General features: G+C 63.1%; 16 protein-coding genes. 4 read left to right on the top strand and 12 right to left on the bottom strand.

Annotated elements, in window-relative coordinates; genetic code table 11:
* Positions 1-33: 33 nt before the first annotated feature.
* From HWX91_RS19305 to HWX91_RS19260, 10 genes are all read right to left on the bottom strand, one after another.
* Positions 34-717 carry a hypothetical protein gene (locus tag HWX91_RS19305; RefSeq protein WP_028198042.1) on the bottom strand — a complete coding sequence of 228 codons (684 nt, stop codon included), beginning with the start codon at positions 715-717 and terminating at the stop codon, positions 34-36.
* Positions 714-2120 (bottom strand): selenium-binding protein SBP56-related protein, encoded by a 1407-nt coding sequence (locus HWX91_RS19300; RefSeq protein WP_028198041.1) that lies wholly within the window; start codon positions 2118-2120, stop codon positions 714-716. Before HWX91_RS19300 ends, HWX91_RS19305 begins: the two co-directional genes overlap by 4 nt.
* Positions 2121-2253: 133 nt before the next feature.
* The gene (locus HWX91_RS19295) at positions 2254-3132 is read right to left on the bottom strand and encodes an ABC transporter permease (protein WP_028198040.1); all 879 of its coding nucleotides are present in this window, start codon (positions 3130-3132) and stop codon (positions 2254-2256) included.
* Positions 3129-3962, bottom strand: coding sequence for an ABC transporter ATP-binding protein (locus HWX91_RS19290; protein WP_028198039.1), 834 nt, complete (start codon positions 3960-3962; stop codon positions 3129-3131). Before HWX91_RS19290 ends, HWX91_RS19295 begins: the two co-directional genes overlap by 4 nt.
* Positions 3963-4043: 81 nt before the next feature.
* On the bottom strand, positions 4044-5096 hold the full coding sequence (locus HWX91_RS19285) for an ABC transporter substrate-binding protein (RefSeq protein ID WP_028198038.1): 1053 nt from the start codon (positions 5094-5096) through the stop codon (positions 4044-4046).
* Between the two features lie 47 nt (positions 5097-5143).
* Positions 5144-6052, bottom strand: a complete 909-nt coding sequence (locus tag HWX91_RS19280; RefSeq protein WP_028198037.1) for a TauD/TfdA dioxygenase family protein — start codon at positions 6050-6052, stop codon at positions 5144-5146.
* Positions 6053-6323: 271 nt separating this feature from the next.
* Positions 6324-6644 carry a 4Fe-4S binding protein gene (locus HWX91_RS19275; RefSeq protein WP_028198036.1) on the bottom strand — a complete coding sequence of 107 codons (321 nt, stop codon included), beginning with the start codon at positions 6642-6644 and terminating at the stop codon, positions 6324-6326.
* Positions 6641-8290, bottom strand: a complete 1650-nt coding sequence (locus HWX91_RS19270) for an FAD-dependent oxidoreductase (protein ID WP_042275763.1) — start codon at positions 8288-8290, stop codon at positions 6641-6643. Before HWX91_RS19270 ends, HWX91_RS19275 begins: the two co-directional genes overlap by 4 nt.
* A gap of 114 nt (positions 8291-8404) precedes the next feature.
* Entirely contained in the window at positions 8405-9424 is a 1020-nt protein-coding gene (locus HWX91_RS19265; RefSeq protein ID WP_042275808.1) for an aliphatic sulfonate ABC transporter substrate-binding protein, read from the bottom strand.
* A gap of 261 nt (positions 9425-9685) precedes the next feature.
* On the bottom strand, positions 9686-9898 hold the full coding sequence (locus HWX91_RS19260) for a hypothetical protein (protein ID WP_028198035.1): 213 nt from the start codon (positions 9896-9898) through the stop codon (positions 9686-9688).
* A 129-nt stretch (positions 9899-10027) separates the two neighbouring features.
* Here HWX91_RS19260 and HWX91_RS19255 point away from each other — a divergent pair, with 129 nt between their 5' ends.
* Entirely contained in the window at positions 10028-10399 is a 372-nt protein-coding gene (locus HWX91_RS19255) for a cupin domain-containing protein (RefSeq protein WP_028198034.1), read from the top strand.
* Between the two features lie 21 nt (positions 10400-10420).
* Here HWX91_RS19255 and HWX91_RS19250 read toward each other — a convergent pair whose 3' ends face one another.
* Both HWX91_RS19250 and HWX91_RS19245 read right to left on the bottom strand, forming a co-directional pair.
* Complete coding sequence (locus tag HWX91_RS19250) at positions 10421-11758, bottom strand: chloride channel protein (RefSeq protein WP_028198033.1); 1338 nt, start codon at positions 11756-11758, stop codon at positions 10421-10423.
* A gap of 215 nt (positions 11759-11973) precedes the next feature.
* Positions 11974-12348, bottom strand: coding sequence for an MAPEG family protein (locus tag HWX91_RS19245; protein WP_028198032.1), 375 nt, complete (start codon positions 12346-12348; stop codon positions 11974-11976).
* Positions 12349-12753: 405 nt separating this feature from the next.
* On the opposite strand from HWX91_RS19245, the gene HWX91_RS19240 reads away from it, so the two are divergent.
* The 3 genes from HWX91_RS19240 (at position 12754) to HWX91_RS19230 (ending at position 18043) form a co-directional block, all read left to right on the top strand.
* Positions 12754-13974 carry an MFS transporter gene (locus HWX91_RS19240; protein WP_028198031.1) on the top strand — a complete coding sequence of 407 codons (1221 nt, stop codon included), beginning with the start codon at positions 12754-12756 and terminating at the stop codon, positions 13972-13974.
* A gap of 394 nt (positions 13975-14368) precedes the next feature.
* On the top strand, positions 14369-15262 hold the full coding sequence (locus tag HWX91_RS19235; protein ID WP_028198030.1) for a TetR/AcrR family transcriptional regulator: 894 nt from the start codon (positions 14369-14371) through the stop codon (positions 15260-15262).
* A gap of 282 nt (positions 15263-15544) precedes the next feature.
* Complete coding sequence (locus tag HWX91_RS19230; protein ID WP_028198029.1) at positions 15545-18043, top strand: acyl-CoA dehydrogenase; 2499 nt, start codon at positions 15545-15547, stop codon at positions 18041-18043.
* Positions 18044-18087 lie beyond the last annotated feature (44 nt).

Below are 18087 nucleotides of genomic sequence, written 5' to 3'. Positions count from 1 at the left end.
AGAATTATCTGGCGACGTGCAATTCCGCCGCCATCACCCGTCGCCGGTTGGAACAGCGGTGTTGAGCGCCAACGAAAGCGCACCCACCAGAATCAGGCTCACCGCCCAGACTGCGTCCAGATTGAACCAGCTCCGCGACACGAACTTCAGTCCAAGATAGCGATAGACCAGCCACGCAAGGAGCCCGCCGACCGCGATCATCGCCACGGCATGAACGCCGGAGACGAGCAGCGCCATGCCCAGATTGGCGTCGATCAGGGCCCGCGCGGCCTGGTGCCCTCGATCCGTACCGTACGAGCGGCACAGGCCGAGATAGACCGGCACCAGCATCAGTCCCGCGCCGTGCGCGATGGCCACGGCGAAGGACCAGAGCGCGAGCCGCGACGGTGGAATCCGCGCCAGCACTCGCGGATGGCGTCGCCAGATCAGAAGCATCGCGCCAAAGGCAATCACCAGCACGCTCGCGCCAATCTGGATCTCGCGCTGCCAGGCGAGCAGCATCGCCAGCATGGCGAACGGCGCCATCACCACGAACATCGCCAATACATGCCCTGCCGCGAGATACAGGAGTGCGGAGAACAGCGCCCGCGCGCGCCGCTCCATCAACCCGCTGGAAACGGCCAGCGGCCAGCCCATTGCCGGGTTCAGCCCATGATAGAGACCGCTCGCCGCGACCGCCAGCCAAAGGCCGGTTTGCGGCCAGCCGCTGCCAATCAAGTCCCCACCGACGGGTAGCAGAACGAATCGGTCGAGCAGTCGCCGCCTTCCAGCCGGATCTGGTGAGCCCGGTAACCGTCGGGAAAGGCTACCCAGTAGTCCTCGGCCAGGGTCAGGCCACCACCCGGTTCAGCCCGGGCCATGACCTGGGCCGCGGGCACCCCGTCCGGATAGAACTGGTTGTCCCATGTCGAGTAGAGCGAGTTGGTCCAGTAGACACGCTTGCCGTCGCGGCTGATCTCGACCATCTGCGGACCGCCGGCAAAGGCTTGACCGTTCGGGTGCGGCGTACGCCGTACGATCCCGCCGATATGGACCGATCCCGTGAGTTTCGGTTTGCGGGGTTCCGTCACGTCGTACTGACGCAGCTCGCCCGTTCCCCAGCACGCGACGTACAGGAATTTGTCGTCGATGGACAGATCGATGTCGGTAACGAGCGGCGGCACCGCGCCGAATCCCTGCAGCAAGGGCGGCAGCAATTCCGCGGCCGCAGGCTCGGGCGGAATAGTCGCGGTCTTCTCGATATGGAACTTGCCGTCCTCGCGCCACCAGGTCCAGATCGATCCTTCAAGGTTCGTCGTATCGACCACCACGCCGATGAAGCCGTATTCCCGGGCCGGATCGTGCGCGGGCCGCACCTCGAGCGCCATCTGATGGTTGGCGCCGAGATCGATCGTTTGCACGTTGCGCCTTGCCCGCAGATCCCAGAAGTGGATCTGGTGCCCGTACTTGTTCGAGAGAAGATCTTCGGGGACGATCCCGTTCTCGAATTGCGGCGGCAAAGCCCACTCGCTCGACACCATGTAGTCGCGCGGCAGGTTCCACCAGAAATCGTAGTGTTTCTCCTGCGGCCCACGGTCGATCTCCCAGCGGCCGAGAACCTCGAACGTTTCGCAGTCCATGATGGAGATGCCCGGCGGCCCGTCAGTGCCGTCTTTCCCGCCGCCACCGAGCGTACTGACGTAAATGCCTTCAGGTCCGCAATGAACCGTATGAGGACGCGAATAACCTGTCTTGCGGAAAATTTCCTCGGGCTCGATGATCTTGTGGATGCGCGCCTGGGTCGGATGAGGCTTGGTGTCGACGATATAGATGCGCGAGGAGCGCATGCCCGGAATGATCAGATAGCGCCGTTCGAGAAAGGCGTGGCCGGTCAGCGGCGACAGCGACGATGAGCAGGCATTCCAGCCGAAGTGATGAAACTCGTCCCCCTTGTTCGGCACCGGCACCGTGTGAACCACCTGACTATAGGTCGGCGATCCGGGCTTCACATCGATGACGGCGAGCGCGTCGGGCTGTGAAAAATCGGGGCTGAGCAGCAACGTGTAGGCGAAGTCTTCCGCTGGCGCATCCATCGCGAGCTTCGGCGATGCATGGAATGTAGGATCCGGGCGCATTCCCATAACAGCGTCTCCTTGTCTATCTGATTCCGGGCCGGCCACGGCGAGCGCAACCGGTTGTTTCGCCAACTTCAGCGCACCGCGTATTTCGTCATACATAAGCGCATTGCTAAACGCTCATTGTCGCGCCGGACCGTTAATGCTGCACGCCCCAGCGCCGAACCGTCACGCGCTCCAGCGTATCGAACACCAGATGCTCGATCAGCAAACCGATCACGATCACCGCCGCCAACCCGGCGAAAACGCGATCCGTGTACAGCTCGTTGCGATTCTGAAAGATATACCAGCCCAGCCCGCCGCTGCCGGAACTCGCACCGAATACGAGTTCGGCGGCGATCAGCGTGCGCCACGCAAAGGCCCAGCCGACCCGCAGGCCGGCCAGAATCGCGGGCAACGCCGCCGGCACCAGAATCAGCAGCACGTGGCGCATGCCCGTGAGGCCGTAGTTGCGCCCCGTCATGCGCAGCGTCGCCGGCACCGATTGAAATCCGGAGTACGTGTTCAAGGCGAGCGGCCACAGCACCGAATGGACCAGCACGAACAACAGGCTGCCGGTACCGAGACCGAACCAGAGCAGCGCGAGCGGCAGGAGCGCGATGGAAGGCAACGGGTTGAACATCGCCGTCAGCATCGACAGAACATCACGGCCCAGACGCGTCGACACGGCGAGCGACGTCAACGCGAAGGCGAGCAATGCGCCGAGCAGATAGCCGCGCAGCAGCACGGACATCGACACCGCCGTTTTCTGCAGCAGTTCGCCGGACCACACGCCCTGTACGAACGCAGTGAACGTCGCGCCGAAAGTCGGTAGAAGCAGATCGTTGTCGATGGCGCGCGCGGCGATTTCCCATATGACGATCAGGACCAGCGCAATCAGCGTCTTACGCAACCAGCCTTGCTCGAAGAGGCGCTTGCCCAACGGCAGCGGCGCTTCGAGGGCGAGTTCGCCGAGCGGCTCGAGCGGGCGCTCGTACTCCTCGCGAACCGGCGGCAACAGCGTAGCGGGAGAACTCATTGCGCAGCCTCCGTCTCTTCGAACAGCAGATGATGAATACGCGCGACGCTGCGCTGAAAATCGCTGCGCCCGAAACTGTCCTGCGAATACTGATGGCTGTTGAGCTCCGCGCGCACACGGCCGGGATGCGGCGACAGCAACAGAATGCGATTGCCGACCACCAGCGCCTCTTCAATCGAATGCGTGACGAACAGCAGTGTGAAGTTCACTTCTTCCCATAGGCGCAGCAGTTCCTCCTGCATCTTGCGGCGCGTAAGCGCGTCGAGCGCGGCGAAAGGCTCGTCCATCAGCAGCACGCGCGGCTGCATGGCCAGCGCGCGGGCAATCGCGACACGCTGCTTCATGCCGCCCGACAAGGTGTGCGGATAGGCTTTCGCAAATGACGTAAGTCCGACCTTCTCCAGATAATGCAGCGCACGCTCATTGGCTTCCGCGCGCGACAGCTTTCTCGCGACACGCAGCGGAAACGCGACGTTCTGCAGAACCGTCTTCCACGGCGGCAACTGGTCGAATTCCTGGAATACGACGATACGATCGGCGCCGGGACCTCGCACGGTCTCGCCGTCGAGCGCGATGCTGCCGGAGGTCGGTTGAATGAAGCCGGCAACCGCTTTGAGCAAAGTCGACTTGCCGCAACCCGACGGTCCCAGCAGCACGAAGCGATCGCCGCCGTACACATCGAAACTCACGTTATGGGTCGCGCGAACGATCCGGTCGCGCGTGCGGTATTCAAGGTTGACGTTCTCGACCGCAAGCAGCCTTTCGCTGGTCGCCGGTGTGGCCTGGGCAACGGCGTCGTTCGGAAACAGCAAAGTAGGATTGGCCACCATCAGATCACTCCCTGCAGGTCAGCCACAAGGGCCGATGAAGCGCCAACAAAGCGCCGGCAAAGCTCGCGAAGAACATCATGCTCAACTGCCCGCCGCGGTTGCCGGGTCGTCGAAGAAATAATCCTTCCACGACCTGGGCTCGTTCCTGATGGCGCCAACGCGATACATGAACTGTGCAAGTCCGAAAGTATTCTGCGGCGCGACCTTGAATTGCACCTGCGGGTCCTTGATCACCTTCAGCAGCAGATCGCGGTCGATCTTCGACTGGTTCGTGCGGATGTAGATATCAGCGGCGGCGTCGGGATTGGCCGAGATAAAGCGTGCGGCATCCGCCAGCGCATCGACGAATGCGCGGTAGGTCTTCGGATTGTTGTCGCGGAATTTCTCTGTCGCGTACAGGACGGTCGCCGAGCTCGGTCCGCCCAGTACATCGTAAGAATTCAGCACGATGTGCGCCTTCGGATTGCCGGCGAGCTCCTGCTCCTGAAACGGCGGATTGCCGAAGTGCCCGGTAATTTCCGTGCCGCCCGCGATGATCGCCGCTGCTGCGTCGGGATGCGGCAGCGCCTGCGTGAATTTGTCGAGGCGGTTGTAATCCTTGTCGCCCCAGCGCTTCGCCGCCGCGTACTGCAGTACGCGCGATTGCACCGACACATTGACAGCCGGCACCGCAATGCGGTCTTTCTCGGTGAAGTCGGCAATCGTCCTGACATTCGGATTGTTGCTGACGAGGTAATACGGCAGATTGCCGAGCGAGGCCACGCCCTTCACGTTCTGCTTGCCGTGCGTGCGGTCCCAGATCGTCAGCAAGGGGCCGACACCCGCGCCGGCGACATCCACCGCGCCGGAGAGCAATGCATCGTTGACGGCGGCGCCGCCCGAAAGCTTCACCCAGTCGACCTTGATATCGAGTCCCTGCTTGCGCCCTTCTTTCTCGACGAACTGCTGGTCGCGCGCGACGTTCAGCAGCAGATAGACGATGCCGAACTGTTCGGCAATGCGAATCTGGCCTTCGGCATGCGCGGGCATGGCCGCGCCGAGGCTGGCCACGCCCATCGATACGCTCAGTAAAGCTGTGGTCAAACGACGGGACAGAGACGGCCTCAGAGAGGTCGGGCGAAACCTGGCAAGCATTGGAACTCCGTTCAGCATGTGTGGGGTCAGGGCGGGCGGCGTTGCCGTCAGAACGGCACGTCGCCTTCGATCGTTGTGCGATACAGCTTGCGGCGCAGATGATCCGGCGTGCCCGCTGCCAGATGCATCAATGAACGGTTGTCCCAGAACACCATGTCGTGTTCGGCCCACTGATGCCGGTACAGATGCTCGGGCCGCACGCTATGCGCAAAAATTTCTTCGAGTAGTGACTTGCTCTCGTCTTCCGGCAAGCCGATCACACGGGTCGTGAAATGCTCACTGACGAAGAGCGCGCGCCGTCCGGTCTCAGGATGAGTGCGCACGATCGGCTGCACCACCGGCTTCACCTGGGCAATCTGCTGCGCCGACAGATTCGGCCGCCACGGGCTGCGCTTCTGCAATTCCGCGTATTTCGCGAGATACGTATGCTCCGCTGAACGCCCTTGCACCGCGCTGCGCAAATGCTCCGGCAACGTGTCCCATGCGAGGTGCATGTTGGCGAACAGCGTGTCGCCGCCTTCCGAGGGCAACTCCTGCGCGTGCAGCATCGAACCGAGGCTCGGCTTCTCCTTGTACGACAGATCGGAATGCCAGTAATGACCGGCGTCGCCGAGACCGATCGGCTGGCCGTTCTCGACGATGTTCGAGACGATCAGCACCTCCGGGTGGCCCGGCAACTGGAATTGATGCAGCACGTGGATCTGCAACGGACCGAAGCGGCGGCTGAAGGCAATCTGCTGCTCCGGCGTAATGCGCTGATCGCGAAACACCAGCACGTGGTGGTCCAGATGGGCACGGTGGATGCGGGCGAAATCGTCCTGAGCCAGCGGTTTGCTGAGATCGAGACCGAGAACTTCCGCGCCGACGGGGCCGTCGAAAGCGCGAATTTCGATCCGCCGGGCTTGATTGGCAGGACCAGCGGCGCTGGCGGCGGGGGATGCAAAGGCAGTCGTCACGGGAAACTCTTCGTCGAATCTGTTCGGAGGACGCCGGCGAAGGCGAAGTCAAACAAATTTACCGGCACACACGCACGGCGACAACGAAGCAAATCCGATACGGTTATCTGCTGGAGTGATAAACCCGATGTTTTAACGCGCCGCGGGCCGCGCAGGCGCTTTTGCGCATTCAGTTGCGCAATGCCGGAAGCGTTGCAGGCGCGCGAAGTTCAGAGTCAGCGCAATGCGCTCGCCACTATCGCATCGCAGGGGCGTCTCGCTCTTTAATTCCTCAATGCGTTCGCGTCAACAACTCGTAGCTCGCATCCTGGCTCGCAGTCGACTGCCGCTCGCGGCCCCAGCCGACTGCGCGCCGGTAATTGCCGAGCAGCGGGCCGTCGTCGAAGCCGCCAGGTGGCGCCGGCGCCACCTGGGGCGCGACGAATAACGCGTCTTCGGGACAGTACAGCTCGCACATGAAGCAGGTCTGGCAGTCCCCCTGCCTGGCAATGCGCGGCGGACTCCCCGGCACGATGTCGAACACATTGGTGGGGCATGCCCTCACGCAGATGTTGCATCCCGTGCAGCGCGCAGCGTCGACGATCTCGATCATGCCGTCACTCCTTCGGTGCGGACCGTGGCTGGAGACAAGGCCAGCCTGTCGATCCAGACTTCATCCAGACCGCCGCTCAACAGACGATGCCTCTGCGCCGGATCGAGCGCGGCGTGCTCGTGCCGCCGATGCATCCCGCGTGTTTCGGTTCGTTGCTGCGCGCTGCGATACATCCAGCGCGAAGTGGCGAGCATGGCCGCCGCCTCACGCGCGCGCACGGCAGCCAACGCACTTCGCGCCGGCGCCGCACCGCGCACGCGATGCCACAGCGCGTCGAGCCGCGCGAGCGAGTCGTCGAGCAAGTCGGCCTGGCGGGTCCAGTTGCGCTGCGTGGGAAATACCTCCTGCTGCACGCTGCGAATCACCGCGTCGCTGTCATAAGGCGCCGAGCCGCCGGTGTCGCGCAGGCCAGCGCCACCGGCCCGCAACAGCCGGCCCCGCAGGCCCGCGCGCCCGCGTGAACGGGCATAGCCGGCAGCGCCCGCACCGGCCCAGAAACCGGATGACATCGCCCACGCCGCGTTATGACTGCCACCGCCGGTGAAGCCGCCGCAGATCAGCTCGCGAGTGGCCGCATCGCCGGCCGCATACAAACCTTCGACCGACGTCGCGCAAGTCTGATCCACCAGATGCAGGCCGCCCGTTCCCCGCACGGTTCCTTCGAGGCGCAACGTCACCGGGAAATGCTGCTTGAACGGGTCGATCCCGAGCCGATCGAACGGCAGGAAGAAATTCGGCTGTGCAGTACGCATCCACGCCTGAATCTGTTCGTCGGCGCGATCGAGGCAGGCCAGCACGGGCTGGCTCTGCAGCGTGCGGGCAATCACGCCGCGGCCCTGCGCAGACCCCGCCCCCGGGATCGCCGACCCGTCCTGGTAGTAGAACGTAGCCCACTTGTAGAACAACGATTTCGTCACCGATGAAAACGCCGGCCCAAGTCCATAAGCATTCGAAAACTCCATGCCCGACAGGGCCGCGCCCACCTCGGCGGCCATCAACTGGCCGTCGCCGGTGAGCACGTTGCAGCCGAGCGCATTGCTGAGAAACGCACATCCGCCCGTTGCGATGACCACCGCGCCCGCACGCACGACCCACGTCTCGTCCGCCTGACGGTCAACGCCGGCCGCTCCCGCGACCGCGCCCTGCTCGTCGACGAGCAGTTCGAGCGCGGGGCTGTGATCGAGGATGCGCACCTTCGCTTCCCTGACGCGTTTGCGCATCAGCCGCATGTACTCGGGCCCTTGCAACGAGGTGCGCCGCTGCTCGCCGCTTTCGTCGATGGGAAACGGGTAGCCCCACTCGGCCAGTTGCTGCGCATTGGTCCAGGTCTGCTCGAGCACGCGATCCATCCACGCCGGTTCGGCAAGCTGGCCGCCCAACGTGAAACGACTCGCTTTTGCACGATCCCGTGCGTCCTCGTCAGGCGGCACATACCAGAGTGCCGTGCCAGCCGGCGCGGTCGCGCCGGAGGTGCCGCAAAAGCCTTTATCGGCCAATACCACGCGCGCGCCGTTGGCGGCCGCGCTAATCGCAGCCCACGCGCCAGCCGGGCCGCCGCCGATCACGAGTACGTCCGCCTCGTACTGGACTGCGCCATCCGCCGCCGTCACCGGTGGCCGCTGATTTTTTCCCGCGTTGTCCGTCATGACAGATTTCCCCTAAGGTAATGAGCCGATTGCTTAGCGACGTTAGCGACGTTGGCGACGTAGACAGGCTTTGGCCTGGCGAACCGGCACGGCGCTAGCGCCTGTGCGCCAGCACTAGCCACCGGAGGCGGTGGTTGAAGTGGCCGCCGTTTCGGCGCGCTTCGTGCTGAAGTTCCAGCGCTGCGCCGCAGCCGTATCCACCGGCGCCGGCAGAAGCCACGCTCGATAGAAGGTGTCAGCGATCTTTTGCTGCTCACCGAAATTCTGCGTATCCACCGCGCGGACCGCATAGCTGCGGCGTGCATTGGCACGCTCGATCGTCGCCGCGTCCAGGCCCCAGATCGGCGCGAGCAGCTTCGCCGCATCGTCGGGATGGGCGCGAACCCAAACGCCCGCCGACTTCAACTGCGCGAACACGGTGTTGATCACATCGGGATGGGCCGCGGCAAAACTGCTGGACGCGAGGTAGTACCGCTGATAGGAGGCAAGACCTTCGCCGTTGGCAAGAACACGCACGTCCGGCGCTTTGTCGACCGACGCGACATACGGGTCCCAGGTGACCCACACGTCCACGCTGCCGCGCTCGAAGGCGGCGCGTCCGTCGGCGGGCGTCAGATAGCTGATGCGCACGTCAGCAGGAGCGAGGCCGGCTTTGGCGAGCGCGGCGAGCAGCAGATAGTGGCTGCCGGCCGCCTTGGTCACGGCGATGCGCTGGCCCTTCAGGTCGGCAAGCGTATGCAGCGGCCCATCGCGCTTCACGATAATGGCCTGGGCGCCCGGCGAAGGCGCTTCCTGCGCGATATACACAAAACGCGCATGAGCGGCCTGAGCGAAAACCGGGACCGTGTCGGCGACATCGGCGCTCAGGTCGACCGCGTCCGCATTGAGTGCTTCGGTCAGCGGCAAGCCGCTGGCAAACTCGTTCCAGCTAATGCTCACACCCAAGGGCGCGAGCGCCTGCTCGAGCGAACCACGCGCTTTCAGAATGGTGATGAGCGTTGAAGACTTCTGATAGCCGATCCGCAGTTTCAGCGGCGCCGGCGAGTTGGCCGAGGTCTGTGCGTGAGCGGCACTCATGACGAGCAGCGAAGTCAGCGCCGCGCGAGCGAGCCAACGAAAGATAGAAGAGGTCACGGCGCGAAGTTCCGGTCTGGTCAGGACGATAAAACTGCGATCGTAGCAACGCTGGATCGTGCGGATAAGCGAGCGTTTCAACTATGCTTAGCAGCCGGGCGCATAACGGCAAAAAGCGGCCGGCGCCGGGCATGCGTCGAGTGGTTCGGCGAACAATGCTCTACGAAGTAGCGCTCGAAGGCGCGACGCTGCGCGAACACCTGGGGCTTGACTATCCGGTCAACCAGTTCGCACGGAGGGCGTGAGTCTTTGAGGCGGTGTTCAGTGACCTGAGCCGCCCGTGTTCGAGTAGGTGTCCCCCACCATCAGATGCACGATCTCGTCGCCGCTAGTCCCGGCTACGAGCCGTTCGCCCGCGACCTCACCGCGCCGCAGTACGACGATGCGATCGGCAATCGCAAAGATGTCGTGAAGATTGTGCGAGATCAGAATCACGGACACGCCCTGCGCTTTCAGCGCGGCGATCAACTCCATCACCTTGCGTTGAAGTGATGGCGTCTGGCAGTTGGCCAGTATACTGGCGAGCTTCAGTAGCGAGGCTGGTGTTTTCCTGCATCGTTTCAACATATAACTGTGCATACACGAGCGGAAAGGCAGGACGACATGACTGATGATCCATCGGCGGGACCACAATTTCGCTGGAGCGATTCGAACGACGTTCCGTGGATACCGTCACGGTTCGCGCAGGGCGTCGAAGTGAAAAACCTCGGCAAAGCAGACGGCCGCGCAATGCAGCTAGTGAGGTTCTCACCCGGTGCGACGTTTCCCGACCACCTTCACACCGGACCTGAGTTCATCTACGTGCTGGAGGGCGAAGTGACCTGGAACGGCCGGCTGCTGACGCGCGGGTGCGCCGGCGTGGCTGAAGCTGGAACCCTCGAGCGCGGCTTTCGCAGCATCACCGGGTGCATGTTCCTGCTCATGTACGACCTCAGCCAGCTTTTCGATTCGGTGGCTTCGAGACCAGATCAATAACACTCATGCGCCCCGGACAATCTAGCGGGCCTTGCCCGCCCCCGCCCCACCCCAATTGAAACCCGAACCAAACTGCAGCGCAGGCGCCCACTTCACGCACGCCTGAAAACTCAACGCGGCGCCGCCGACGGCAAACAGAACCGGAATCAGAAAGTCGTGGCCCACGCGGGTAAATTCGAACATGAGAACCACGGCAGTTATCGGCATCTGCATCGATGCGGCCAGGAATGCCGTTGCGCCGACAACGGCAAAGGCGCCCAAAGAAGCCCCCGGCCAGAACAGACTCCAGGCGCCGCCAAGCACGATCGCCAGCAACGCGCCATTCGCAAGTCCCGGCGTCAGCAGACCGCCCTCTGCCCCCGCGCGCAAACTGCTCACGGTAATCACCACTTTCAGTACCAGCAGCATGGCTGCGAGTGCGATCGTCAGGTTGCCGTCGAACGCCAGTCCCGCAGGACCTTTGCCATTGCCGAGCAACTGCGGAAAGTGCATCGCCAGCACGCCGATGATCGCGAAGTTCAATAGCGACAACACCGGCAAACGCCAATCCTTCGGCGCCTGGGCACGCGCGCGCTTCGTCACTTCCGCGAACCCCCACGCCGCGACGCCGAAAATCGGCCCGCACACCACCGACCAGACCACCAGCGCCGTACTCACCGTCAACGACGGCACCAGATACTGATGCTCGTTGCCCAGACCGAATTGCGCGACCAGCGCCGCCACTGCGGAGGTCACCACGGCAGGTACCAGGGCCTTCCAGCCGAAGGTGCCCAACAGAACCTCGAGCACAAATACCGCGCCGCCGAGCGGCACGTTATAGACGGCGGCCAGACCCGCGCCGGCGCCGCATGCGACCATGATCCGGCTCTGCTCGACTGATAAGCCCGCGCGGTGCGACAGCCACCCGGCCAGCACCGAACCGATCTCGCGCGGCGCGACTTCGCGCCCGAGCGGCGAGCCGAGCGCCACGGTCACGATCTGCAGCAGCGCATGCACGATCGTGCTTAGCATCGGCATACGCGGATCGTCGGACTTGACGGCTTGGCGAATGCTGACGAGTGGCCGCCCGAAGCGATACAACGCCCACCAGCCAAGTCCCGCCACCAGTCCGCAAAGCGTCAGGACCAGCAGACGACGTTCAGGCTCAGCGGCGGTCACACCTTGCAGGAAACTCTCGCCGCTGATCAGTTGCGTCACGCTGTAGCCGTAGGCCAGGTGCTGAATGCCGTGCAGCAGCAACGCGAGCAGCATGCCGCCGAGGCCCGCGCCAATGCCGGTCAGCAAGGTGACCACGGCCATTGCCGCAAGGGGATTGCGGGTACGCCGCCGCGGCGCCGAAACGAGTGATTTAACTGACATGGTGCGTCGAGGGAAGCGGAATTAATGGGATAGCGATCATCCTATTCCGCGCCGCAACATGAGTCCAATTGATTTTTCTGCTCGACTGATGCGGTTAACGCATATATTGCGCACGCCGTCCGCCTCACCGGAAACGTCAATGCCGAAGCCCATCCGGATCGCGAAAGCCGACGGGCATGCTTATCCGCCGGCACCGCCTCACGCTTTGTCCTGCCTTAACTCACAGATACGAAAAACATCGACACCACACACGCGACACCGACGAACCACACCAGCGAGCGTAGCGACGCCAGATTCGCCACGTACAGGACGCCGTGCAGCACGCGCACGATGACAAAAGTAATCGCCAGCCAGTTGACCCATGGGTTGGCCCCGCCTGCCTGCCCGGCGGCGACGATCGCCGCGGTGAACATCGCCAGTGCCTCCCACGCGTTCTGATGCGCGGCGTAAGCCCGTGCGCGCCAGCCTTCGAGGCCCGCGAGATAAGTGCGCGGCGCAAGGTTGTCGTAGCGCCTGCTGAGCTTCGCGAGCATGATCCAAGGGAACGGCAGCACCACCACGATGAGCAGGCATAGATGCGGAATTGTCATTCTTCGGTCTCCCTGTATGCGCGGCGTGAATGCCGCGAGCCGCTGTTATACCCGCCGGCATCCGCCCGAGCCAACCTGAATCCCGCGAGGGCCGCCTCTACCGCACGCGCAACCCGTAAGCCGGATTACGCAAGGCACCGCTCGCCTGCGCTAGATGAACATTACAAATTACAAACGGAATATCAAACACAATTAATACAATAATTACGTTTGCCAGACATTTTGCATGCATCGGGATTCAGCCCGAAATTCGCTCCAGGGATTAATACGGATAAAGGCGGGTTCAATCATGCAAGCGTTTAACGCTCGGCGTACACTCGCTCGAAGCCCACAGCACAGGGCACACGGGGCTGCAGAGCCGCCCGTCGTCAAACACGGGTTATTGGAGACTCAGGAGAACAATCAATGAGCTGGACACGGGAACAGAGAAACGTAACGATCGCCGCCTATCTGGGCTGGACCCTGGACGCATTCGATTTCTTTCTAATGGTGTTCGTATTGAAAGATATCGCGGCGGAATTCAATACGAAAATCCCCACGGTTGCCTTCGGCATTATGCTGACCCTGATTATGCGTCCGCTCGGCGCGCTGATCTTCGGCTGGCTCGCCGACAAATACGGCCGTCGTCCCACGCTGATGGTCAACATCGCGTGCTTCTCGCTGCTGGAATTGCTGTCCGGCTTTTCGCCCAACCTGACCACCCTGCTCGTGCTGCGCGCCCTGTTCGGCATCGCGATGGGCGGCGAATGGGGTGTGGGCGGCGCGCTGACGATGGAAACCGTGCCGCCGAAATCGCGCGGCATTGTGTCGGGCCTCCTGCAAGCCGGCTATCCGAGCGGCTACCTGCTCGCTTCGGTCGTGTTCGGCGTCTTCTACCAATACATCGGCTGGCGCGGCATGTTCTTCGTCGGCGTGCTGCCGGCGCTGCTCGTGCTGTACGTGCGGGCGCACGTGCCGGAGTCGCCGGCCTTCAAGACACTCGAGAAGAAAACGCGTCCGGGTCTCGTCGCTACATTGAAGCAGAACGTCGGCCTGTCGCTCTATGCGATCGTGCTGATGACCGCGTTCAATTTCTTCTCGCACGGTTCGCAGGATCTGTATCCGACCTTCCTGCGCGTGCAGCACGGGTTCGACGCGCATACGGTGTCGCTGATCACGATCACGCTGAACATCGGCGCGATTTGCGGCGGTCTGTTCTTCGGCTGGTTCTCGGAGAAGATCGGCCGCAAGCGCGCGATCTTCATCGCTGCATTGATCGCGTTGCCGGTCTTGCCGCTGTGGGCATTCTCGTCCACGCCTATCTTGCTCGCCATCGGTGCCTTCCTGATGCAGATCTCCGTGCAAGGCGCATGGGGTGTGATTCCGGTGCACCTGAACGAAATCTCGCCCGATGAAATCCGCGCGACGTTCCCGGGCCTCGTGTACCAGCTCGGCAATCTGATCGCGTCGGTCAACGGTCCGCTGCAGGCGAGCGCCGCCGAAGCGCATGGCAACAACTACGCGCTGATCATGGCAATCGTGATCGGTATCGTGGCGGTGGTGATCGCCGCGCTGATTCCGTTCAGCCGCGAACGCCGCGGCATCGACATGACGCAGTCGGCCAAGCAGGTCGCGGCACAGCTTTAAGCGTTCGAACTAAACAGCTATTTCGCCGGCGCGTTATCAGGCACAATAGCTGCGAAGGCGGGCTCGAACCGCCATGAGCACGTGAGCACGTGAGCACATAAGCACCGCCAACGAGCGGCGCAGGCAATACAAGACGCAAGGCCAACACAGGTAGCAAGCAATACGAGGCCGTTCCGATTTCGATCGGAACGGCCTTTTTTATTTCCGCGCGGTTTGACGTGCCCGCGTGCACTGGAAAGGCGGACCTTCGTCAGGTCTTCTAGAGGAGTTAGTCCACATCGAGTCCTTGATCGCAGTCCCCATCCTTCTTTATCCTGAAAAAAAACGGCTGTTTCAAATAGTCATTTGAATCGCTTGTTTGCGGGCCGGATGCCCGGCAACTGGGAGACGCAAAATGGCAGTTCGCACAACAGGCCGGCATGCCGGCGACACGAAGTCCCGCATCCTCGACGCCGCCGAAACACTCTTCATCGAATGCGGCTATGAGGCCATGTCCCTGCGCCAGATTACTTCGCGTGCCGAAGTGAATCTCGCGGCGGTCAACTATCACTTCGGCAGCAAGGAATCGCTGATTCACTCGATGCTGTCGCGCCGGCTCGACCGGCTCAACCAGGAGCGGCTCAAGCTGCTCGACCGCTTCGACGAAATGCTTGGCGCGCGCCTGACCTGCGAGCACGTGCTCGGCGCGATGTTCATTCCGGCGTTGCGCCTGTCGCGCGATCCGCGCGTCGGCGGCAAGGCTTTTCTCCGCTTGCTGGGGCGCGCTTATACCGATCCGTCAGCGTTCATTCGGGACTTTCTGAATGCGCATTACGAGTCGGTGGCGGTGCGTTTTTTCGACGCCTTCCAGCGTGCGCTGCCGCATCTGCCGCGCGAGGAGCTTGGCTGGCGTCTGCACTTCGCGATCGGCGCACTGTCCGGCGTGCTGGCCGGCACCGATACCGACAGCCTGATTTCCGAGTTCTCGCAAGGCAAGTCGATGAACGATCTGCAACTGATCGCGCGTCTGGCTTCGCTGATGGTGGCCGCGCTGAAAGCACCGCTGCCTGACGGCTCGCAACTGGCCACCTTTGCCGCCGTACTCGGCGATGCCACCGAAAGCGCTGCCGAAGCCCAGGCAGAAGGCGCGAATCCTGCTGCCGGGGTAGCGGGTGCGCAGCCGGCGTCAGGCGGATCGAGTGAGTCTGGCGGATTCGATACGTCGTCGCCAGCGGTCTCGGACGGTGAACGCCGCGGTGGCGACGTTGAGGCGAGTTCGTTTCAGCCCGCGTTGCACGGCACGGCCTGACTGGAATCGATGCTGATGCGGGCGGCGCCGTAACGGGCCGTCCGCGTGCAAAAACATGAATGAATATCGTCTATCCGAGCAGCACGTCTAAGTCCCGCACCTAAACAACGTCACGCTGTCGAATTGAAAACACGACACGAAAAACGCGCCAGGGGCGCCATGCAAAAGCGCCCCGGGCACGCGACATAGCAGCACCACCGCCAGTTGGAAGATCAATAGAACGCGAGCCGTCCGCGACCCGTGGATGCGTTCGCACGCACCATCGAAACAGGAGGAAACGTCATGCCGTGGTTCATCCTAGTGCTCGTCATTGCCGCTCTCGCGCTCGTCTACGTTCAGGCGCGCGCCTCATGGTGGCTTGCCTTCATGATCGTCTGGGTGGCGGCCGCGCATGTCAGCGGAGCGGCGGGGCCGGTGGCGACGACGGTGCTCGCGATCGTGTTCGTGCTCCCCGCGCTCGTCCTCACGCTCAAACCGCTGCGCCGTACGTGGCTCACGAAACCCGTGCTCGACATCTTCCGCAAGATCCTGCCTGAGATGTCGCCGACCGAGCGCGACGCCATCGAAGCCGGCACCGTCTGGTGGGACGCGCAGCTGTTCTCCGGACGCCCGCACTGGGACACCTTGCTCGGCTACGGCCCGGCCACGCTCACCGCCGAGGAACAGGCGTTTCTCGACGTCGAATGCGAGCGCCTGTGCGATCTGGCGAACGACTGGGAAACCACCATGGTGTGGCAGGACCTCTCGCCGCAAACCTGGCAATACATCAAGGAACGTGGCTTTCTCGGCATGATCATTCCGAAGCAGTACGGCGGCAAACAGTTCTCCGCTTACGCGCATTCGCAGGTCATCATGAAGCTCTCCACGCGCTGCTCGGCGGCCGCCGTTTCGGTGATGGTGCCGAACTCGCTCGGGCCGGCCGAACTGCTGATGCACTATGGCACCGAAGAGCAGAAGAACCACTATCTGCCGCGTCTCGCCCGTGGCGAGGATATCCCCTGCTTCGCGTTGACGAGCCCTTACGCGGGCTCGGATGCGGCCGCGATTCCCGACGTCGGCATTGTCTGCAAGGGGACTTTTGAAGGTCGCGAAACGCTGGGTTTTCGCGTCACATGGGACAAGCGCTACATCACGCTCGGACCGATCGCGACCGTGCTCGGCCTCGCGTTCCGCGCGCTCGATCCCGATCACCTGCTCGGCTCGAATGACGAACCCGGCATCACCTGCGCGCTGATTCCGACCGATCATCCGGGCGTCAACATCGGCCGCCGTCACTGGCCGCTGAACGCGGTGTTCCAGAACGGCCCGAACTCAGGCAAAGACGTCTTCATTCCGCTCGACTGGGTCATCGGCGGACGCGCGCAGGTCGGCAACGGCTGGCGCATGCTGATGGAATGTCTCGCGGCGGGCCGCGCGATTTCGCTGCCGTCGTCGAATGTGGGGATGGCGAAGATCGCCGTGCGCGGCACCGGCGCCTATGCCGCGATTCGCCGCCAGTTCCGTACCGCTGTCGGCAAATTCGAGGGCGTGCAGGAAGCACTCGGCCGCATGGGCGGCAATCTCTACGTGATGGACGCCGCGCGCCGCCTGTCCGCGCATGCGGTGGACCTCGGCGAAAAACCCTCGGTGATTTCGGCGATCGCCAAGTATCACATCACTGAACGCGCCCGCATGGTCATCAACGACGGTATGGACGTCGCCGCCGGCAAGGGCATCTGCATGGGTCCATCGAACTTTCTTGCGCGCGCCTATCAGCAGGTGCCGATTGCGATCACCGTCGAAGGCGCGAACATTCTCACGCGTTGCCTGATCATCTTCGGCCAGGGGGCGATTCGCTGTCATCCGTATGTGCTGAAGGAAATGGCAGCCACGCGCGAACCCGATCGCGCCAAGGCGCTGCGCGATTTCGATGCGGCCTTCTTCGGCCACATCAGCTTCACGCTCTCGAACGTGGTGCGCAGTTTCGTGTACGGCATCACGGGCGGCGCATTCATCGTCAAGCCGCGCACGGCGCACGCACCGCTGCTGCCGTACTATCGCGCGGCGACCCGCATCTCCACCGCGTTCGCCTTGCTCGCCGACGTCTCCATGTTCGTGCTCGGCGGCGACCTGAAACGGCGTGAGCGCATTTCGGGGCGTCTTGGCGACGTGCTCTCGCAGCTCTACCTGATCTCCGCGACGCTCAAGCGTTTCGAAGACGAAGGCCGCCAGGAAGAAGATCTGCCGCTGGTGCGCTGGGGCGTCGAAGACTCGCTGTACAAGGCTCAACACGCGCTCGACGGCGTGCTCGCCAACTACCCGAATCGCGTCGCCGCGGCTCTGGTGCGCGCGCTGGCATTCCCGTTCGGCCTGCCGCATCGCGAGCCGTCCGACCGCCTCGGCACCGAGATCGCGGAGCTGATGCAAACGCCGGGCGCGGCACGCAACCGCCTCGTGTCCGACTCGTACGTCCCGCATCCGGATGTCGATGCGCTGGGCTACGGCGAGCTCGTATTCGAGCTGAACCCACGCTTCACGGAGATCGACCAGAAACTGCGTGAAGCGGTCAAGCAAGGTCTGCTTGAACCGATGCCGCAAAGCCTGCCGCAACTGGCCGCGTGGACCGACGCTGCCTTGCACAAAGGCCTGATCGACGCCGACGAGCGCCGCGTGCTGGAAGACTATGCGAAGTATGGCGCGCAAGTCGTGCAGGTCGACGACTTCCCGCCGGACTTCGACATGCTCGCCAACTTGCAGAAGCGCAAGGACGCGCTCGAAAAAGCGCTGGAACTCGCGGCCTGAGTGCCTTAAAAAAACATCCGGGCCGGGCATACGCAGATGCCCCA

This window comes from Paraburkholderia fungorum, assembly GCF_902833645.1.
GTDB classification, from domain to species: Bacteria; Pseudomonadota; Gammaproteobacteria; order Burkholderiales; family Burkholderiaceae; genus Paraburkholderia; species Paraburkholderia fungorum.
The sequence above is the reverse complement of the archived record's forward strand: the minus strand, read 5'-3'. Positions and strand labels throughout refer to the sequence as shown.

Bases quoted from the DNA above. Each gene is read 5' to 3' on its own strand.
- HWX91_RS19230 (WP_028198029.1), top strand. From the start codon at position 15,545: ATGCCGTGGTTCATCCTAGTGCTCGTCATTGCCGCTCTCGCGCTCGTC.
- HWX91_RS19250 (WP_028198033.1), bottom strand. From the start codon at position 11,758: ATGTCAGTTAAATCACTCGTTTCGGCGCCGCGGCGGCGTACCCGCAAT.
- HWX91_RS19290 (WP_028198039.1), bottom strand. From the start codon at position 3,962: ATGGTGGCCAATCCTACTTTGCTGTTTCCGAACGACGCCGTTGCCCAG.
- HWX91_RS19285 (WP_028198038.1), bottom strand. From the start codon at position 5,096: ATGCTTGCCAGGTTTCGCCCGACCTCTCTGAGGCCGTCTCTGTCCCGT.
- HWX91_RS19300 (WP_028198041.1), bottom strand. From the start codon at position 2,120: ATGGGAATGCGCCCGGATCCTACATTCCATGCATCGCCGAAGCTCGCG.
- HWX91_RS19270 (WP_042275763.1), bottom strand. From the start codon at position 8,290: ATGACGGACAACGCGGGAAAAAATCAGCGGCCACCGGTGACGGCGGCG.
- HWX91_RS19260 (WP_028198035.1), bottom strand. From the start codon at position 9,898: ATGGAGTTGATCGCCGCGCTGAAAGCGCAGGGCGTGTCCGTGATTCTG.
- HWX91_RS19240 (WP_028198031.1), top strand. From the start codon at position 12,754: ATGAGCTGGACACGGGAACAGAGAAACGTAACGATCGCCGCCTATCTG.
- HWX91_RS19235 (WP_028198030.1), top strand. From the start codon at position 14,369: ATGGCAGTTCGCACAACAGGCCGGCATGCCGGCGACACGAAGTCCCGC.
- HWX91_RS19255 (WP_028198034.1), top strand. From the start codon at position 10,028: ATGACTGATGATCCATCGGCGGGACCACAATTTCGCTGGAGCGATTCG.
- HWX91_RS19275 (WP_028198036.1), bottom strand. From the start codon at position 6,644: ATGATCGAGATCGTCGACGCTGCGCGCTGCACGGGATGCAACATCTGC.
- HWX91_RS19245 (WP_028198032.1), bottom strand. From the start codon at position 12,348: ATGACAATTCCGCATCTATGCCTGCTCATCGTGGTGGTGCTGCCGTTC.
- HWX91_RS19295 (WP_028198040.1), bottom strand. From the start codon at position 3,132: ATGAGTTCTCCCGCTACGCTGTTGCCGCCGGTTCGCGAGGAGTACGAG.